15 protein-coding genes are annotated in these 20632 nt (G+C 39.3%); 12 read left to right on the forward strand and 3 right to left on the reverse strand.

Annotated elements, in window-relative coordinates; genetic code table 11:
- The first annotated feature begins 584 nt into the window (after positions 1-584).
- Genes LV83_RS17975 through LV83_RS17985 form a run of 3 tightly spaced genes read left to right on the forward strand, consistent with a single transcriptional unit; the run spans position 585 to position 4751 of the window.
- On the forward strand, positions 585-2117 hold the full coding sequence (locus LV83_RS17975; protein WP_111612954.1) for a hypothetical protein: 1533 nt from the start codon (positions 585-587) through the stop codon (positions 2115-2117).
- The gene (locus LV83_RS17980) at positions 2105-3580 is read left to right on the forward strand and encodes a hypothetical protein (protein ID WP_146613749.1); all 1476 of its coding nucleotides are present in this window, start codon (positions 2105-2107) and stop codon (positions 3578-3580) included. The genes LV83_RS17975 and LV83_RS17980 overlap by 13 nt, the downstream gene beginning before the upstream one ends.
- Position 3581: 1 nt before the next feature.
- Positions 3582-4751 (forward strand): hypothetical protein, encoded by a 1170-nt coding sequence (locus LV83_RS17985; RefSeq protein ID WP_111612956.1) that lies wholly within the window; start codon positions 3582-3584, stop codon positions 4749-4751.
- On the opposite strand, the gene LV83_RS17990 is transcribed toward LV83_RS17985, so the two are convergent.
- A complete protein-coding gene (locus LV83_RS17990) occupies positions 4712-6079 on the reverse strand; it encodes a hypothetical protein (protein ID WP_111612957.1) in 1368 nt (455 codons plus the stop codon). The two genes, LV83_RS17985 and LV83_RS17990, sit on opposite strands and share 40 nt — an antisense overlap.
- 1352 nt (positions 6080-7431) lie before the next feature.
- On the opposite strand from LV83_RS17990, the gene LV83_RS18000 reads away from it, so the two are divergent.
- From LV83_RS18000 to LV83_RS18030, 7 genes are all read left to right on the forward strand, one after another.
- Positions 7432-7785, forward strand: coding sequence for a four helix bundle protein (locus LV83_RS18000; RefSeq protein WP_111612959.1), 354 nt, complete (start codon positions 7432-7434; stop codon positions 7783-7785).
- A 129-nt stretch (positions 7786-7914) separates the two neighbouring features.
- On the forward strand, positions 7915-8421 hold the full coding sequence (locus tag LV83_RS18005) for a helix-turn-helix domain-containing protein (protein ID WP_111612960.1): 507 nt from the start codon (positions 7915-7917) through the stop codon (positions 8419-8421).
- A gap of 90 nt (positions 8422-8511) precedes the next feature.
- On the forward strand, positions 8512-9333 hold the full coding sequence (locus LV83_RS18010) for an ABC transporter permease (RefSeq protein ID WP_111612961.1): 822 nt from the start codon (positions 8512-8514) through the stop codon (positions 9331-9333).
- A 635-nt stretch (positions 9334-9968) separates the two neighbouring features.
- Positions 9969-10355 carry a GNAT family N-acetyltransferase gene (locus tag LV83_RS21430; RefSeq protein WP_158530617.1) on the forward strand — a complete coding sequence of 129 codons (387 nt, stop codon included), beginning with the start codon at positions 9969-9971 and terminating at the stop codon, positions 10353-10355.
- Between the two features lie 452 nt (positions 10356-10807).
- The gene (locus tag LV83_RS18020) at positions 10808-11092 is read left to right on the forward strand and encodes a GIY-YIG nuclease family protein (RefSeq protein WP_317046700.1); all 285 of its coding nucleotides are present in this window, start codon (positions 10808-10810) and stop codon (positions 11090-11092) included.
- Between the two features lie 735 nt (positions 11093-11827).
- Entirely contained in the window at positions 11828-12628 is an 801-nt protein-coding gene (locus LV83_RS18025; RefSeq protein ID WP_111612964.1) for an FkbM family methyltransferase, read from the forward strand.
- A 179-nt stretch (positions 12629-12807) separates the two neighbouring features.
- A complete protein-coding gene (locus LV83_RS18030; protein WP_111612965.1) occupies positions 12808-13725 on the forward strand; it encodes a glycosyltransferase family 2 protein in 918 nt (305 codons plus the stop codon).
- Positions 13726-13818: 93 nt separating this feature from the next.
- On the opposite strand, the gene LV83_RS18035 is transcribed toward LV83_RS18030, so the two are convergent.
- Positions 13819-14187, reverse strand: coding sequence for a four helix bundle protein (locus LV83_RS18035; RefSeq protein ID WP_111612966.1), 369 nt, complete (start codon positions 14185-14187; stop codon positions 13819-13821).
- Between the two features lie 230 nt (positions 14188-14417).
- On the opposite strand from LV83_RS18035, the gene rffA reads away from it, so the two are divergent.
- On the forward strand, positions 14418-15737 hold the full coding sequence (gene rffA / locus LV83_RS21660) for a dTDP-4-amino-4,6-dideoxygalactose transaminase (protein WP_245947098.1): 1320 nt from the start codon (positions 14418-14420) through the stop codon (positions 15735-15737).
- A 553-nt stretch (positions 15738-16290) separates the two neighbouring features.
- Here rffA and LV83_RS18050 read toward each other — a convergent pair.
- Positions 16291-18822, reverse strand: coding sequence for a coiled-coil domain-containing protein (locus LV83_RS18050; protein ID WP_111612968.1), 2532 nt, complete (start codon positions 18820-18822; stop codon positions 16291-16293).
- A gap of 981 nt (positions 18823-19803) precedes the next feature.
- On the opposite strand from LV83_RS18050, the gene LV83_RS18055 reads away from it, so the two are divergent.
- Positions 19804-20631: a sensor histidine kinase gene (locus LV83_RS18055; protein ID WP_158530618.1), complete on the forward strand. Its 828-nt coding sequence runs from the start codon at positions 19804-19806 to the stop codon at positions 20629-20631.
- The last annotated feature ends 1 nt before the right edge of the window (position 20632 follow it).

A 20632-nucleotide genomic window follows, 5' to 3' on the forward strand; every position in this document is an offset into this window, starting at 1 on the left:
CTAACGTCTTAAGTCTTGATCCTCTCCGCCACCGTTCGTGTCTCACGAACGGTCAATGGATCTAACACTAAATCTTGATTTTAACCTCTTGATTCTAGCGTCTTATGTCTTGGATCTAACGTCTTGATTCTTTTCCCCTTTAGGGGCTGGGGGCAAAAAAGATAAAAGGGATTAAAAAATAAGATAAAAGAATCCCTTTAGTATTTTCTTAGAAAAAGTTGTGCTGGAAAAGTTGCTTAATCACCCTGACATAAAGGTATATAGGCGACCTTACAAAAAAATACCCTATACAGGGTATTTTTTGGTTTAATAGGGTTAAAGTTTTCCACAAAATTGTATTTTTAAATGTTTTGTTATGGATATTCTACTTTCACCTAATTGAAATATTTTAAAATATCCCGTAATTCCCCATTCCCTAAATTTTAAATTCTCCATTTTAAATTCTTCATTTTAAATTCCCAAAACCCAAAACCCAACAACCAACACCTGACAACTGACAACCAACACCCAACACCCAACAACTGACACCCAACAACTGACAACCGCCAACCGACAACTGACAACCGCCAACCGCCAACCTCCCTTTGACTAAAATTCTAACTACCTTCACTGTTTTATCACTTTCACTGATTCTTTTAGGGATCAATCGTGGCTTTGATTTTTCCGATGAAGGGCTTTATGCATTTTTAGCGGACCCAAATCAACCAAACATAGGAGGTGTATTTAACTATGATCTTTTTTTCAAGCTCATTTATCGATTTACGGGCTTGGAGTTCGGGATTATAGGACTCAGAATAATTCGCCTGATTTCTTATGTAATGGCTGCCTTTGCTCTAGGTATTTTTTGGAAGAATCTTTACCCAGAACAGCTCCTCTCACCACAAATAGTTATACTTAGTTTGGCTGCATTGTTTGCAGGATATGGTTTCTTGCCCCCAACACTGTCCTATAATTCCATCTCTGTGGTTCTTGTGTGTTTTTGGTTGGCCTTAGTCTCCAAGCAAAATGTAAAGGCCATGGATTGGCTTATGCTGGGATTGATTTTTGCCATGCTCATATATGTAAAAGTCACTGCTGGTATTCTCTTAGGCATACTGACTTTTCTCTATTTTTTAAGATTAAAAATGTTAGGACTTATCCCTCTAACTTATCTAATACTTCCTTTCTTAGTTTTTGAAGGCCTTTTCTATATTCTATTTGAGGAAACTGCTCTTGCTCGATTATTCGGTGAATTTGGTTTTATCCATCAGCGCCAAGATTATACAATCACACTTCTGATCAAGTATACTGTTGTTGGGGGATTTTGGATTTTGCTGACTGGATTCACTTTTTTCCTTGCCTCAAAATTCAGAAAAACTAATACTTTTGTTTATGGGATATTGATTCCGCTTGCTTTTGCGACCTTGGCATCTGTATTCTACCTCACTTTCATTACCTCAGAATGGAGCCATATTTTCCTTTTGATCAGCATAGCAGCTATTTCCTGGGAAATTGCTGATTTGAGTAGAGGAGAATTAGCTAAGAAGGAGTACCTATTTATTTCTGTTTTAATTTTCCTTCCTTTCTTACTGCATTTTGGAAGTAATGTGTACTGGATGAGGCTTGGAATTCATTACTGGGTATTCTGGCTACTTGCCTACGTACTATTGATAAAAGGCAGGAGCCAGGAATTCCGAGAAAGATGCTATGCTCTCGCCTCAGTTATTTCGCTGACTTTAGTTGCTTTTGGAATCTGGCTAACACCCTTTGAAGGCGCCTATCTTTGGGAGGCAACAAAAAAATGGGAATACAAACCCGGCAAGGAGATTTGGCTTTCTCCAAGTCAAATTGAGCTTTTGAAACTAGTCAATTCAGAAATTGAAGCTTCAAATCCTTCTGAAATAATTTCCCTTTATAGTAACCCGGGTTTACTTTACCTCTTAGGCAAAAACTCCCTTTATTCCCCTGGATATTGGAAGCCTTCCCAAGCTAAACTATTTTTAAATTCCGGCTCAGAAATAGATTTAATTCTATTTAATGGTCTATACGATTTTCCTTTTGATCCCTCAGAATGGGAGAAGCAGAAAGAATTCATTCAACCAAACGGAGAAAAGTTATCGGTTCTATGGAGAAAATAAAGCCCAAGTCATTCGTCCTAGTATGCTCCTTGATAGCTGCAGCAGCGATGATTGTTATCTGGTTTCTTCCCTGGAGATTTCAGGTCAATGATGATGAAATCATGATGTGGCTCGTTTCCGGTGCCTATACAGGAACTCCCGAATCCTACGCTGTTTTTATTCACCCTATTCTCAGTTGGACCTTTTCCAAACTCTACACCTTCTTCCCTTCTGTGCCATGGTACCCTTTGACCTGGTTTTTGGTGATTTACCTAGCTTATTTAGCCTTCTTAATTCAGATTGCTCAGAGTAGAAGCACATTCTGGACAAAGCTTATTTGGACCCTCTTCCTTTTCGGCTTATTAATTCACTTTTTGTTTTTTCTACAGTTTACTATTGTAGCAGCTTTTGCTATCACTGCGGGATTATCACTGAGATTTGATGCTTTTAGGGCAAGTGATACAAAATGGTATAAATTATATTTCTCTGATATTATGCTTTTAGTGGGGATTTTAATACGAGTGGAAGTTCCCATCTTGATTTTTTTTGGAATAGCAGCGTTAAATCTTCTTGTAATTAGAGAGCGTCGCCTTTACAAAGCTCTGTTCATCCCTTTTGTACTTTTATTGATCACTTATTCCCTAAACTTGATTAGCTCGGATCAACAGTTCAAAACATCAAACGAACTCAGGTCTTCGGTTTTTGATCATCCGGTATTGCAATTGAATAAGGAGGATTTGAAAGAAAGTCACTCGGAACTTTATCATTATTCAAACGGCCTAATCGATTTTCACAAAAATCCTGATTTGGAAGACAAACTCAATGAATGGAAAACCTTTCTAAATTCGGAAAGGTCAAGACAATTTTCTTTGTCAGCAGTATCCACAGCATTGTATACTTATATAGAGCATGAAAACTATTTAATTTCTATCATGCTGCTTTTCCTTGCTTTTACCTTTGCTTGGAAAAACAAAGCTATTGTACTTGTATTTGTCCTGTTATCCTGCTTGATGGTAATGTTATCGCCGTTCTACCTACTGAAGGTTCAGATCTATTCAATTGTATTTTTGCTTTTTTTCTTGATTGCTTTAGATCAATCTTCCACGGCTTCCTTGCCTGGTATTCTTGTAAAATCAGGAGTTACTTTGTTAGTACTGGGTATTTGCTATCATTTTTACTCCTTTACTCAAAGCTCAGAGAATTTTCCTTCCACTGAGAACCTAGAAGCACAAATTGATAAATTGAAAGCAAGTGGAATTGATCAGGTTGTATTAGTAGCAGCAGGAGAGGAGTACCATGAGTTGGTTTTTGAAAATCCCCTTCCTTTTCAGGTATTAGGCTGGCCTACGCTTCTTCACAGTATGGATTCGGTCTCTACCAGAGCTTATTTGGTAGATTCAGCCACCTATGCCAATAATAAATCATACTTCAAAAGTATGATTCCTCAGCCAAGTAGTTGTGAACAAATACTACTAATTCCATAAAATGAAAGAGATAGGATCATCTTCTAAAACCTGGATCTATGATGTTCTAATTGTGGGGCTTTATGGGGGCACGATCACCTTCATGATAAAGAACATCACTTACCTAAATGATATAAAAATTCACAATTTAATTTTAATTGATTATTTAGAAGCAGGGTATTTCCCCATTCCTCCTGGATATTATGGGCTCATCTTTCTGATTGATTTAATACTTAGAATTAAGTATTCATTTGTACTTAGTTCCATACTTGTTATTACGCTTTTTATGTGGTGGAAATATCGCTTGATTTTTTCCTGGCTGCAAAACCAAATCCCACTTAGCAAACGGACTACCTTTCTTGTTTCCTTGTCTATTCTCTTCTTGGGGCCAATTTATCTACCCGGTGTAGATGAGGGACTTTGGTACTTAGGTAAATTCACACCCACGATCTGGCACAATTCCACTATAATAGCCTCATTTCCATTTGCCATAATTCTGTGCTTGAAAACCTTAAACTGGATCGAAAATCCAAGGAATTCTCAACTCTATATACTCGCTGGCCTAGGATTGATCCTATTGCTCATCAAGCCTAGTTTCTTGTTTTGCTATATCCCTGCCCTGCCTCTTTACATTCTTTCTCGTGACAAAGCTTTGTCCAAAATATTTTGGAAATCCGCAGGTCTAGTTCTACTGTTATTTGTCCTGTTAATGCTGGAAAAACAGTTAATTTTCACATGGGATCCCATGAGGGAGAAATTGTATGAGCCAGGTGAAATATCAACCATTGTCATTGCCCCATTTAAGATCTGGCTTCACTATTCCCACCAGCCTGTCTGGGATATGATAAGCAGCATCTCACTCTTGCTTTGTTTTTTGATTGTATGGCCTAGATCGGCCTTTCAAGATTCCTTCTTCACCTTTACATTGCTGCTTTTAATTATCGCCTTTTTAATTTATTTTCTCTTCTCCGAAACAGGGATTCGTCAATACCATGCTAACTTTTATTGGCAAATCCCTATCGCTCTACTTTTAAATTATATGAGTATAGTGTCCCTTGTGCTAAAAGATTATCAAGCTAATGATAGAAAATTCACAAGTAGGACCCGATTGATTATTGCCGCTTACTTCATTCAGGGTTTTTTCGGGCTTTTCTATTGGGTAAGGATTTTTGCTTTTGAAACCCTTATCTGATCAGGATAAACATTCAATTCATGACTATATGCCTTTTTTTCAATCTCATAATAGGGGAGAATATAAAATATTGCCTCTCCTCTGCTAGTCAGAATAGGGAGTTGATGCAGGGAATAATTTTGAAGTAGCAATGTGTCTAAAAGAAGAGTTGGTTTTGATAGTTCTTTTAACTCTAGTATAGTTTGCTCTGGAATGTCATTCAGGTTCTGGTTTGTCCTTAGGTGAATTAGTTTTTGTTGTAGCGGCAAAATAAGAATGAAGGATAATAGATTTATACCTATCAAGCCATAAGTCAGCTTGCGATTGCACGATAGTAATGAAAGATTTAAAAGAATACATAAAGGAATATACATTCTTAATTCAGTCCAAGCATAGTTTTTATATACAACTATATTGAACATCATGACTGTTACTAAGGTGATTATCCCAAAAACTAATAGCTTATTCCTCTGAAGAAAAATGGCAGAACAAATCAGTGTAAGTCCAATCCATATTTTCTGTAGCGTATAGAATTTACCTTCTGTGAAATGAAGGGCAAAGTAGATATTGCGCTTGATGTTGAAGTATAAGCTTGCCCAGGCCTCACCCCATTCTCCTGATTGCGTCAAGCTAACTACCCCTGAAAATGTATTGGGAACTTGCTCATGAAGATAGAATTGCACTAGAAAGGGTAGGGACAACCCCAATAACAAACTAACCCATTTCCAATTTGAGTTAGGGGGTTTTATGATAAAAGCCAATCCAAAAAATGCGAAAAACCAGGTGCTTCTAATAAAACCCAGCCCCAATGCTAAGATCATAACTAGGAGTAAATTTGCCTTGCCTGATACACGCAAATATCGATTAACGAATACAAACAAGAGTATTGCACCAGCTACATGGATAAGTTCAGGCAGAAAACTGATACTGTAGAAAAGTACAAAAGGTGACCCTAATACCACCACTGCTTGCAGTAGTTTTTGTTCCCGGTTTGATTTTTTGTCCAGGACTAAGGTCAGCAGAGCCATGACTAACAGACCAACATTTATGAAGATGATAGACAAGTTGCTCCAACCAACGAGTAAGGATATCCCTCCATAAATTATTGGGTAAGAAGGTCCATGAGCATCAATATTGCCAATCCTGGAGCCATACCCATTATAGGTGAAAGGCGCTTTTAAACTTAACGTTTGTTCAAAACTCTCTGAGTTTTTAAAGTAAAAATTTTCATCCCCATAGTAGGGTGAATAATCAAAATCCAGAAAGTGGAAAAAGTATGCATAGATGAAAAGAAGGCCTGATACACCAAAAAGTAAGAAAAGAGCTTTTCTATTTTTTATAAAGTCCATTAAAGTCCTACTCTCTTAACTGTTTTTTTATGTATATCCGCTTTTTCACCAGTTGCCAAATTTATAACCTTTCTATGTATCATAAATTTAATTCACAATTCGAAAAAGATCCGAAGGATTGAAACGATTCATAACCCTCGGCAAAGCCGGGGGTATAAAACTAATATCCTTTCAGGGCTGCGGTTTACTACTTTATCAACTTCCCTGCACTTGCGTACAGGGTTATGAATGGTTTGGCACCTTCGGCGCCACGTGTAACTTCAGTTTCATAATTAGAGAAAAAATTTGCGTTTTACTAAGTTTTATATGTATATCCGCTTTGTTACCAGTAAATAGATAAAAGCGACTAAATAGTTGGTATACCCTAGCTTTGAGGCCACTTCGGTCTTTGGTCATACCCGCCTGTAGTTCGGGCAGGGTCTTCCAGCCAACCAAGCAAAGAATCTAAGGTAACTGGCATCATTGCCGATAATCATACTGTTTTTTTATGTATATCCGCTTTTTCACCAGTTGCCAAATTTATAACCTTTCTATGTATCATAAATTTAATTCACAATTCGAAAAAGATCCGAAGGATTGAAACGATTCATAACCCTCGGCAAAGCCGGGGGTATAAAACTAATATCCTTTGCAGCCCTGAAAGGGCGAAACTTTGAAGTTTCGCCCTTTCAGGGCTGCGGTTTACTACTTTATCAACTTCCCTGCACTTGCGTACAGGGTTATGAATGGTTTGGCACCTTCGGAGCCACGTGTAACTTCAGTTTCATAATTAGAGAAAAAATTTGCGTTTTACTAAGTTTTATATGTATATCCGCTTTGTTACCAGTAAATAGATAAAAGCGACTTAATAGATGGTATACCCTAGCTTTGAGGCCACTTCGGTCTTTGGTCATCCCCGCCTGCAGTTCGGGCAGGGGCTTCCAGCCAACCAAGCAAAGAATCTAAGGTGACTGGCATCATTGCCGATAATCATAAAGTTTTATACTGAATACATTACTATACGGGTAAGATTGGGGATAGTCATATTGTTTTTTTACAAATACCATCGCCATGCATTAAAGATTGAGAATATATTTCCAAACTCCAACCTACACTTATTCTCCCTTAATCATCCATTTGCAAAACTCCCAAAAGCACTTAAATTTGTTTAACTGAGTAAAAAAACTACTCAGTCAGCTAGTTTCCAAAAGTGGGAGTGACCGAGCGCCGCTTTTTGAATTTAAAATTGATAAATATCCTAATTTAAAATTTTGAATACCCGAAATGATGCCAGTAGCCATAATTTATTTGATTAGATACTTGGAAGACTAAGATTTTAAATTCTCAATTCCCTTCATTTTAAATTTTTCAATATGGCAAACATTATTGTTGACAAAACTTTCAAGTTTGCTCAGGAGATAATTATTGTTTACCTGCATTTAAAAGAGAAAGGGCATTACAAGCTTGCCGAACAGCTAGTGAAATCAGGAACCTCAATCGGCGCAAACGTAGAAGAAGCACAAGCTGCCCATTCGAAGCTTGATTTTGTTGCCAAACTTACAATCTCAAATAAAGAAGCCAGAGAAACCAGGTACTGGCTAAAACTTTTAGATAAAAATGAATTCCTTAGTGATCATCCTTCTTTTCCATATTTGAAATCAGAAATAGAAGAAATAATACTTCTCCTTAATTCAATCATAAAGAAATCAAGAGAAAATCTAAAATAGCAGACTACCATCATTTCAAATTATCAATTCCTCCATTTTAAATTTTACATTCTACATTTTACATTCTACATTTTAAATTTTACATTTTAAATTCTTCCATTTTAAATTCCCTTAATTTTAAATTATTAAGTGCTCGAATCCCTCGTCACCTCCAAAACCCGAATTAAACTTCTCCTCAAGTTCTTTTCCCATGCCAATTCAGGATACCTGCGCTCTCTGGCCAAAGAATTTGACGAGTCTACCAATTCCGTAAGGGTGGAGCTCAACCGACTCACTGAAGCTGGTTTGCTAGTCTCTGAAGACGAGGGCAAAACCAAAATGTATAAGGCAAATACCCAGCATCCCTTCTTCGGCGAAATCAAAGGAATGGTTTCCAAATTCCTCGGTCTGGATGACCTGATGGAACGTATAGTCAAAAGAATGGGGATGGTAGAGAAGGCCTATATCGTGGGAGACTATGCGAAAGGCATAGATTCAGGAACTATTCAAATGATCCTCATTGGCAATGATCTGGACAAAGAGTACCTGGAATTCATCAAAGAAAAAACCTACGAAAAAGTCCAACGAAAAGTAGATGTATCTATCCTCACCTCAGATCCCGGTGATATTCAAGGGATCCTAGTTTACGGGAAGTGAATTTTTAATTTTAAATCCCCTTCATTCTACATTTTACATTCTAAATTTTACATTTTACATTTTAAATTCTTCTCATTTTAAATTTTACGTTTGAAAGACAACATCAAAATCATCCAACCTACCTCAGGATGGCAACTTATAGACTTCAAAGAACTCTGGCGATATAAGGACCTCCTGTATTTTCTTACACTGAGAGGAATTAAAGCTCGATACGCTCAGTCAGTTCTGGGAGTAGCTTGGGCCATCATACAGCCGCTTTTCACCACCCTGGTTTTTACTATAGTTTTTGGCAACTTGGCCAAAGTTGATTCAGACGGTATTCCCTATACTTTATTTTCCTACCTCGCCCTTTGGCCATGGAATTACTTTTCCGGCACCCTGACAGAATCCGCCAATTCCCTGATTCAAAATGCCAATATGATTACTAAGGTCTATTTCCCTAGAATGGTTTTACCCCTTAGTTCCATACTGTCCAAACTGCTGGATTTCCTGATTGCCTTCGTTGTGGTGGTGGGAATGTTGATCTATTATCAAATTACTCCAGGCTGGGGATTGCTGGTTCTGCCTCTGTTGATCATCCAACTCCTGATGTGTAGTCTTGGAATGGGAATGATGCTTTCTGCCATGGCAGTGAAATACAGAGATGTCAAGCATGCCTTAACTTTTGTAGTCCAGCTCTTGCTTTATGCAGCACCGGTAGTGTATAGTACTACGGCTGTGCCTGAGCAATACCAGAAATTCTATATCCTTAATCCCATGGTAGGAGTGATCGAAGGATTCCGTGCTGCCTTCCTCAACAGACCTATGCCCTGGGAATGGATCTGGCCCGGAACCTTGGTGGGTATCTTCCTCTTTATCTTCGGCATGATGTATTTCCGCCGAATGGAGCGGATCTTTGCAGATGTAGCCTAGCGCTATTCATGAGGCGGTCCCGAGCAGATACAATTTGACAAGTAATTGGGACGGAGGATAGAAAGAATCTTTGCTGATGTATCTTGATCAGTTGTCAGGAAACTAAAATTTCCATTCTAGCATCATTTCGAACGGAGCTTGCGGAGAGAGAAATCTCACCTAGTTAAATTGGGTTGAGATTTGAGATTCCTCCTCTTCGTACCTCATCGTCGAAATGACCCCATTTCCATTTTAAATTCTCAATTCTCAATTCCTTAATTTTAAATTCTCCATTTTAAATTCCTCCATTTTAAATTCTACATTTTACATTTTAAATTCTACATTTTAAATTTTAAATTCCTCCATTTTAAATTCCCTAATCCCTGATCTCCTCTCTCCCTTTCGATAGTAGACTCTTCAACTACCCAGTTGGCAAAACAACTGTAAATGAGTCTTGGAATGAACAGGAGTTTTTTAAAGCGGCACCGGCATATCAGCTCATCTACCTCTTTTCGGAAAAAGAACAAACGTTCTCTAATCCAGCTATTCAACTGGTAGATACCAAAATCACTTTTAAGAAGTTCTTAGAACCAGCCGGAAGAATTGAAGAAATCCAGAACTACCAAAGCGCTGAACTGAAAGAGGAACTAGTCGAATTGGCTTATTTAAGCGGAACCTACTCCAGATTCAAAACTGATTCCCGACTGCAAAACCATGAATTCGAAAAACTCTACAAACTCTGGATAAATAAGGCATTTGAAAATCAAGAAATTCTAATCGCTCCCAATATGGCAGGAATGGTAACCTGTTCTGTAGAGCATGAAGTAGGAAAAATTGGCTTGATCGCAGTTGCTGAAAAGTATCAAGGCCAAGGCTGGGGGAAAAAACTAGTCAAAGCTGCCGAATATAAATGCTATCAAGCAGGAGCAAAAGAAATGCTTATCCCAACCCAAGAAACTAATCTTCCGGCCTGCAAACTCTACCAATCTCTAGGCTACACCTCAGCACAACGAGGGCATGTATATCATTGGTGGAAAAGCTGATTTGTAAGTAGTACCTCCCGCGAATTGACCATCGTTTCCCGTCATTTCGACGACTGAAAGGAGGACTCGGTCATCTCGACGACCAAAGGGAGGACTTGGTCATCTCGACGACTGAAAGGAGGACTCGGTCATCTCGACGACCAAAGGGAGGACTTGGTCATCTCGACGACTGAAAGGAGGACTCGGTCATCTCGACGACCAAAGGGAGGACTTGGTCATCTCGACGACTGAAAGGAGGAGAGATCTCTTCATATTCCCCCTTGTACCTCCCTCGAAATGACCTACGGTCTTGTCATTTCGAACGGAGCTTGCGGAGAGAGAAATCTCATTGACACTTCAATAGATTTCTCAGTCCTTCCTCCTTCGAAATGACTGTGAATTCACGTCGTCAGATACCGGTCATTTCGACCAAAGGGAGAAATCTCATTTAACACGATATAGTAATAAAAATAGTGTTCGTATATATCCTCACTAATAAGACAAAATCAACACTTTACATAGGTGTGACTAATGATCTACAAAGAAGATTATATGAGCATAAAAATGGTTTAGGTGCCTCCAATTCTTTTACAACAAAATACAAATGCCATCACTTGATCTATTTTGAAGAGTATGCGACTCCTATAGAGGCGATCTCAAGAGAAAAGGAGCTTAAAAAATGGAGGAGAGAAAAGAAGAATAATTTAATTGAAAAAGAAAACCCAAACTGGGATTTTATAAATATTGAATGTGAGTAATGAAGACTAGTCATTTCGACCTCCCTCGAAATGACCATCGATTCCCGTCATTTCGACCAAAGGGAGGACTTGGTCATCTCGACGACCAAAGGGAGGACTTGGTCATCTCGACGACCAAAGGGAGGACTTGGTCATCTCGACGACCAAAGGGAGGAGAGATCTCTTCATATTCCCCCTCGTACCTCCTTCGAATTAACCATCGTTTCCCGTCATTTCGACGATGAGGTACGAAGAGGAGAAATCTCTAACCAAGCAATTAGATTTCTCAGTCGTTCCTCCTTCGAAATGACCGTGAATTCACGTCGTCAGATACCGGTCATTTCGACCAAAAGGAGGACTCGGTCATCTCGACGACTGAAAGGAGGAGAGATCTCTTCATATTCCCCCTTGTACCTCCTTCGAATTAACCTACGGTCTTGTCATTTCGAACGGAGCTTGCGGAGAGAGAAATCTCATTGACACTTCAATAGATTTCTCAGTCGGGTTTAAGAATATATGCAACACTAATTTTCATTACCCCCTTCGAAAAGACTAAAACCTACCACCTCCACGCAACCATTTTAAATCCATCATTTTAAATTCTAAATCCCTTCATTTTAAATTCTCAATTCCTTCATTTTAAATTCTCAATCCCTTCATTTTAAATTCTCAATCCCTTCATTTTAAATTTTAACCACTAAGCCCATTTTCCCCTCCGCGTAGCTATCGGGACAATCGGGGCAACCCATAACCAACATGCGAAATTTAATTTACCACGCAGTAAAGCCATTACTAGACCACTTTCATGTTTCCTTAGAACCAAGAGTCTTTGCATCTCAGGTAAAGGATTTTATAAAAAAGCTCCATCCTAAAGAAAGTATCAAACCCCTGATTCGTTTGGGGCCTGATGGGGATGGTGGATACCTACTTCCAGATGATATGGAAGGTATAGTGGCTTGCTTCTCTCCAGGAGTGGATGTGGAGTCAAGGTTTGAACTACAGCTTGCAGAACGTGGAATGCCAGTGTTTTTGGCTGATTATTCTGTAACTCAGCCTAAGCACTCGCATCCTCTATTTCATTTTTCTAAAAAATACCTGGGAGCAATTGATCACGGGATTTATATGAGCATGGATCGATGGCTGACAGAATCTCTTCCCGAAGACAATTCTTCCGATCTTCTGCTACAGATGGATATTGAAGGCTTTGAGTATGAAACGATTTTCTCTATGAGTCAGCAACTCTTAAATCGCTTTCGAATCATCGTGATTGAATTTCATTCCTTTGATAGAATGTTTGAAAAGCAGTTTTTCAGAAACTTAAACCGCGCTTTCGAAAAACTTTTGATCAATCATTCCATCGTCCACATTCATCCGAATAATCTGGAAAAACCAGTAGTCATCAAGGGTATAGATATCCCACCATACATAGAATTTACTCTGGTTAGAAATGATAGGGTAAAAACTGATGTCTTTGCAAAGCCGGGGAAACATAAATTAGATCAGGATAATGTGCCAAGTCGAACCGTGGTATTATCTGATGTTTGGTATCATTCCTAATGTGAAGAAGCAAGTATCTGGTCTTTAGAAAAAACATTCAGCCTAAATCAAGTTTTGCCTTAACCCGCCAACCTTCAACCCAAATTATTGAACAGACATTTTAAATTCTAAATTCCCTTCATTTTAAATTCTAAATTCCCTTCATTTTAAATTCATCATTCATCATTTTAAATTAATCAGTGCACCTCTCCATCATCTCCCCAGTCTACCGCGCAGAAAATATCCTGGACCAACTCGTCTCACGGATCAAAGCCTGCATTCCGGTTCAGGAATATGAGATTATTCTGGTAGATGACTACAGCCCGGATAACTCTTGGATAAAGATTGAGGAATTAGCAAGAAAGCATCCCGAGATCAAAGGAATTAAACTCTCCCGGAATTTCGGACAGCACTACGCCATCACAGCTGGCTTGGATGCTGCAAAAGGAGAGTGGATAATCGTCATGGATTGCGATCTGCAAGACAGACCCGAAGAAATCCCAAACCTCTACCAAAAAGCCCAAGAAGGCTTTGATGTAGTCTTAGCCAAAAGAGAAAACAGGAAAGATGGCTTCTTTAAGAAACTCTCTTCAAAAGTCTTCTACAGAACCCTAGCCTGGCTCACTGGATCCAAGCAGGATGAGAGCATAGCCAACTTTGGTATCTATCACCGCAAAGTCATCAAGGAAGTCATAGGCATGAGAGAGTCTATTCGCTATTTCCCAACCATGGTCAAATGGGTAGGTTTTAAGCAAACAACCATTCCAGTGATACATGCTGAAAATGGAGATAGGGAAAGTACCTACGGTTTCAGGAAGTTGTTCAACCTTGCCTTGGATATCATGCTGGCTTACTCTGACAAACCTATTCGACTCACCGTCAAACTTGGCCTTCTGGTAGCCTTATGCGGATTCCTTTTCGCTTTATATACGCTGTATAGATACCTGGATGGCGAGATTATAGTGGCAGGTTACGCCAGTTTAATTATTTCCATCTGGATGCTCACCGGATTTCTGCTGATCACCTCGGGCATGGTAGGACTGTACATCGGTAAAACCTTCGAAGGAGTGAAAAATCGCCCTATTTATATTGTGGAGAAAATAGTCGGTAGTGGGTAGTTGTGAATGTTCGGTTGTCAGTTGTGGGTTATGAGTTGTCAGTTGTGGGGTGTCATCTGGTGCTAGTTGATGGTTGACAATAGAGAATCCTGTTCAGGTTTTCCATTCTTTTTTGACGTAATCAATGAATTTAAATGTCTGAGCACCTAAAACATCGTATTCAATGATCAGAAAATTGGCTTTAATCTCAAGATCAGGATACAGCACCTTGATTTTTTCCAAATGATTAATAGTCTCCAGGTTACTGGCATGGGAATAAATCAGAAATTTGATGAAATCAGCCTTATAGCTTCTTCGCCCATAACCTTCTACAATATTTGAAACAACAGAATCTGAAGACCGCCTTAGTTGACTCCCCAATTCATATAATTCATACTTTGGGAGAATCATAGTGAATCTATGGGTTTCGAGAAACAATGAAAATGCCCTTTGATAAACTTCTAAATCTTTATAAGACTTCATATTAATAAAAATACAGTTTTAAACTAATCAACCAATCTATCTCCACACAATTTAACCCACAACCCACAACCCACAAACAACAACCGCCAACCCACAACCAACAACCGCCAACCCACAACCAATAAATAAAGGCTTCGACTTCGCTCAGCCTGACAAACAACCCACAACCAATAACCAACAACCAATAACCAACAACCAACAACCGCCAACCGACAACCCACAACCAACAACTGAAAACCCCCTTCAACAAACCCTACCAAACCGGTAAGGAACTAGACAACATACAGGACGCGATCAACCGCGGGAAAATCTCCGGAAACGGCCACTACACCCAAAAGTGTCAATCCTTTTTCGAAGAACGCTACAAGTTCCCCAAGTGCCTGCTCACCAACTCCTGCACCGATGCGCTGGAGATGGCAGCCTTGCTTTGCGATATACAGCCAGGCGACGAAGTCATCATACCCAGTTTTACCTTTGTCTCCACCTCAAATGCATTTGTGCTCCGCGGTGCCAAAATTGTATTTGTAGACAGTAAACCTGATCATCCCAATCTGGATGAAACCTTATTGGAAGCACTGATTACTCCCAAGACCAAAGCAATTGTGGTGGTACATTATGGTGGTGTTGCCTGTGAGATGGATCAGATCATGGATATTGCAGCTCCACATAATCTTTATGTCATCGAGGACGCAGCGCAGGCAATCGATAGTTTTTACAAGGGAAAAGCCTTGGGAAGTATAGGGCATCTGGGATGCATGAGCTTCCATGAAACCAAAAACATACAATGCGGGGAAGGAGGGATGCTGATGATCAATGACCCCTCTATGATCAAAAGAGCAGAAATCCTTTGGGAAAAGGGAACAGATCGAGCAGCTTTCTACAGAGGCGAAGTCGATAAATACGGTTGGAAAGATGTAGGAAGCTCCTTTTTGCCTTCCGAAATCACCGCCGCCTTCCTCTGGGCACAGCTGGAGAACTTAGACAAGATCCAGGCAAGAAGAAAAGCCATCTGGGAAGACTACGCTAGTGCTTTCACCAGCGATGTTGCTGAACCTGGTGTTTTGAATACTTATTACATTGAGTTAATTAAGAATTTGAAATTTAAAATTGAAAATGGTTTGTCAGTCCGAGCACCCGAAAGACGGGAGTCTAAAGGTTCGAGGACAAACGGTTTCGAACCTCTAGACTCTCCTCTCTCCGGTACTCAGCCTGCTAAAATATCTAATGCAGCTTCAACCAGTAGTCAGGATATTTTAATTTTAAATTCAAAAATTTTACATTTTAAATTATCTGCGAACGCACACCTCTTCTACCTCCTCTTCCCAAACCTATCCTCCCGAACTGCTTATGCAGCTGCCTTAAAAGAACAAGGAATCCTAGCCGTTTTCCACTACCAAAGCCTTCATAAATCAGACTATTCCAAAGAGCATTTCCCAGACCAATATTTACGCGAATTACCCAATTCCGACCGCTACTCCGATTGCTTATTGAGATTACCCCTATTCTATGAATTACCGGAACTCAGTAATGGAGTTGGCAGTGATCTGTAGGCAGTGATCAGTAGGCAGTGATCAGTAGTCAGTCTCAGTAGGCAATGATCAGTAGACAGTCTCAGTAGTCAGTGATCAGTAGACAGTCTCAGTTGGCAGTGATCAGTAGGCAAGTGATCAGTAGACAGCGATCAGTAAACAGAGTTGAGTAAACAGTGGGTCAGTAGGCAGTAAGAATACAATCCAACCCACATCCGCCAACTGAAAACCGATAACCGACAACCCATACCCGACAACCGACAACCGACAACCGCCAACTGAAAACCGATAACCGACAACCCATACCCGACAACCCATACCCGACAACCGCCAACCGCCAACCAACAACCCCATTTTAAATTCTAAATTCTAAATTTTATCCCGATAGCTATCGGGATCCTTTCATTTTAAATTTTATTTTCCTCACCGCTCCGAACAACTCCCTATCGGGACAACCGATAACTGACAACCGACAACCCCCAACCCCCAACCGACAACCGACAACCGACAACAGACAACCAACAACTGACAACTGACAACCGACAACCCACAACCGAGAACCCCCAACCCAAATTTACTTATTAGCTCTTGTTAAATAGGTAGTATAGCCTATCTGAAGTTGGGCAAAATTATTCTTGAAATCCCCAAATTCAGAGTTAAACCTATAGCGGAAAAACAATCGACCCTGACTCTCCTTATTGATATTGAGATAGGCAAGAATGCTTACTCTTTGAAGCGTATTGCTTTCCTTTGAACGTGAAAAAGATCCAAAGTCATCTATGCCACTCACTTTAGCTTTCTGAGTGAAAAACAACTCATCAGAGAGCAGCCAGTTAATCCCATAGGAAAATTCAAACCCAAATCGCTCATCCCCATTGATTCGAAGCAGACCTTCTAGGGATGGCTGAATCGTATTGGTAAATCCCCGGGGGAAATCATGTGCCTCTGGCTCATCCTTATCCAGTGCCAGATCTGTTCTTCCAAAGCGGAATCCAGTGTTGAATAAAAACGTGGATTTTGTATTAGGTATATCATACAAGAATAGATTGAAATCTGCGCCCACACTAAATACCTCATACTGCTTAAGGTCTAAAGTAGATACTCCGTAGGATGCAGAACCATCCTCCAATGGAAAGCTACTTACCTCCAGATACTTGTTGTTATTTTCTATTTTGGAATAAATAAACTGGGGTTTGAAATAGTTAAAAACTCCAATATTGGCCTGGTTGAGCACAAAAGGTCTTAGAAAAAATACAGCATAAGGCCTTTGGAATCTCTTGGTGAGCAGTGGGATTTCCTTGTCAATTTCCAATTGAATCAGCCCATTCGGATTGTTGTCCTGTATCCCTACAAAATCAGAGAAAATCTTCAATTGAAGTATTTCCTTGGAATCTGCTTTAAAGAATGTTTTTTTATTTTCTGAAGGAAGGCTCAACTCATAGGAACCATTCTTTGGAGAGTAATCCTTCCTGTCCAACTCCAGTTTCTCTGTGATCACATCTATGAAATCCCCCAATTTTAATTCATAATGAGTTCCGTCTCTAAACCTCGCATAGAGCTTGTAGTTGCCCAACTGCTCTATGTCTTTTTTGGAGGATATGCCTAGCGGAAAATCATTGATGAATTTCAGATGAATTTCTGAAATGACTTTACTCGGGTCTTTCTCCTTTATTTTTCTATAGTCATAAATCGCTGCTGACCCATTTACAACGATGTTTTCCAAATAACCCCTATTGACCTCCAGCTGTACAGAGCTTGGACTAAATTCAAATTTATTCGTTTTGAAGAGCTGATCTAGTTGTACAGAGATTTGCTCATTTTTTTCGATTTCTATCTCATTTAATTGTTGGGTGAGCAATCCAAGTTCGGTATCAACTCGATTGAGGTTGTCCTTAATGGCAATGAGTTTATCATTATTTATCGATACAGAATCTCTAATTGAACTGATCTGATTTTGTTCTAGTCTAATCGCGTTCAGGGAAGCTTGAACGTTTTTTAATTTTGAGATCTCAGTTTTAATTCTTTTTAACCTGTTTTCAGGTGATATATCATTTGAATCAAAAAAATCTTGAGACGCTGTGGATAGGTAGATCAATTGATTTCTACTTAAAATAGTATAGATTTCTTCTATCTCATTTATATAGTCTTGAAGGCTAGAGATTTCATTTGCCTGCACTCCTTCTGCCTCAATTCCCTCTTCTTCTAAAGTAAAGTCATATCTGTTTAAAGGCTCCTTTACTTTTTTTTCATTTTCAGAAATACTTTTTTCTAAAATGTTAATTTTTTGTTGTAACAACTCAATCTCTGATTTGTAAAGATTGGAATCACTTTCCAATAAAAGTCTCCCTTGTCTTAGTTCCTTAATTTGTGTTTCTAATTCATTTACAGAACCTTCCACCCTTTCCTCATATGCTCTCAGTTTTTCTTTAATCTCTTTATGAATCGCATCATAGTATTGCTTATTAATGGCTTTATAAAGTGTTTCCAGCCTCTCATTTTTATTTTTTATTCTGGATGTTTTTTCAAGATTTGCTTTAAAAGTATCTTCAAATATTACCTTACACGTGTCGCAAAGCTTTAAATTGTACTGAGCAGTATCAAAGGGATTATCTAAAAATGACCCATCAATTTCTTCTTTTGGAAAAAGCTCCTTCAGCATATAATATATATCCTTGACGGTGATGGCGGCGAAGTTTGAATGATGATAGGCATACACGGCTAGCGCATCCTTAAATACCATTTCTATCGCTTTTTTGCCAGGCTCATTCTCTATCAGAAATGCATTCTGGGTCGTGAAATAGAAGTAGTACTTCTCCATTTCCGCCTCACTAATACCTTCAGTTAAATTGTTTTCCTTTAGGACCGATTCAAGCATCTCCTTGAAATTGTCAAAATTGTTGTTTACCAAACTGAAAGAAGCAATCTCAACGGAGGGTTCATTCTGATTGAAAAGCTTGTAAGTAAATTTTCCCCCCTTCTCAAATGCGGAAAGGTAATAGTCTTTGTTTTTGGATAAATCCACCGAGCCCAAATCTCTGGCTTCTTGAGCCCTTACTTGACTGGAAAATAGAACGATAGATAACAGTAGGTAGAGGTATGATTTCATGATATAGCGGATTGGTTTGTGAAAAATTTTCTAAAAAGTTAAGACCTACCAAACCCTCAAAAACCTCCAAATATGATTTCGGTACGCTACAATTAGCAATCGGTATCTTTTTGCTGTTATCTGGAATGGGATTTAGATCAAGATGTATATCCGCTTTCTCAGCAGTAGCCAAATTTTATTACTGTTCACCTCGACTTCGCTCGGTGACCGTTGCTGTTCTAAGTTGGGGAGGAGGAGGAAAATGCAGAGCAGTCGCATTTTCCTCCCCATCCCATCATTAACCCCAAACCCAGAGGCCGAGCGAAGTCGAAGCCATTGTGATGGATTCATGCCAAAGTTATTTATTTCGTCCCTTTAGGGACTGACTCTGGGTAGCTTTAAAATCAAACAGCCTCTTTAGCTGTGCCGTTAGGTACAGCCCTCCGGTTTATAACGCGATTTTAGAACTGTACCTAAAGGCACGGCTGGGTTCTTAGCATCGCTGTAAATTCTAGGCCATTTTGATCTACTGGGATCATTGCCTATAATCATATACAAGAATCCGATTATCCTATTCTGCCAGTAAAGAAATTTATTAAAGCAAAATTTGGTATTCAGTATTCAAACTGCATAATTCCATAGTTAGCTCCGTCCCGATAGCTATGCGGGAGAGCAAGACTATTCATGACCCTGTACGAAGAGCAGGGTAAAAGAATCGAAAGCATTTCGAGCCCTGAAAGGGCGAAACTTTAAAGTGACACCCCTTCGGGGCTTGTTAACCAAGTATTTTCTTTACCCCCGGCTCCGCCGAAGGTTATGAATTGTCTTAATCCTTCAGATCTTGCTTGTCTTAGAATAGTTGGCTACTGGTACGATTCCCCAAAACCAAACACACCAGTTACCTGAATTGTGTTTTTTTTATATTTTCCTGCAGATTATTAAGGGTTTAATTCAAATTTCATATATTGAAATACTTTTAAACTCCTGATTTTAAGCCTTGTGTTGAATCTGACTATTTTTATTAACACGCTACTTTTGGTGACAGCCATTCCAGTCGAAGCGTCTTTAACAGAAGATCATTTTGAGAAGGCAATAATTCTAGGCTTACTCCCTATTGTAGTGGCTTTTTCCTTTATCGTTTTTGTTATTTATAGAGCAAAAAGAGAAGCGGAGTTTAAAGAAAAAGAAACCATCCTAAAATTAAAAAGTGCGGAAGGTGAACTGAAAGCCTTAAAAGCCCAAATCAATCCACATTTTATTTTCAACTGCCTCAATTCCATCCACCATTACATTCAGTCCAATGACTCCAAAGCTGCTGGCATTTATTTGATTAAATTCTCACAACTCGTACGCTATGTACTGGAGAGCACCTCTAAAAACTGGGTCTCTCTGGAGGAGGAGTTGGAAACTAATAGGAATTACCTGGAATTGGAGCAGATGCGAAACAATGGCGCATTCTCCTTTGATTTTACATGTGAAAAATCATTGTCTACCTCCGAAATTTATATACCTCCCATGCTAATACAGCCCTTCTTAGAAAATGCAGTCTGGCACGGAGTAAGCAAAAATGGGCATATCCAGATGTCTTTTGCAATCCTGAATGATACTTATTTAGAATGCAAAGTAGAAAACCAAGGACAAGCTTCTGAAGCAAAAATGCCCTATGATTTATCCAATCTGGTCAATAAAAGCTCTATGGGCTTACAGTTAATGAAAGAAAGGTTTGACTCGCTCAATGCTTTGAGAGGCTATGAATCTGGATTTCAGTTCGGAGAGCCTGCTGACGGAGGCAAAGTGGTCACCCTGAAATTCCCTTATCTCTGTGAATAAT

The organism is Algoriphagus yeomjeoni, from assembly GCF_003259505.1.
Lineage (GTDB): Bacteria > Bacteroidota > Bacteroidia > Cytophagales > Cyclobacteriaceae > Algoriphagus > Algoriphagus yeomjeoni.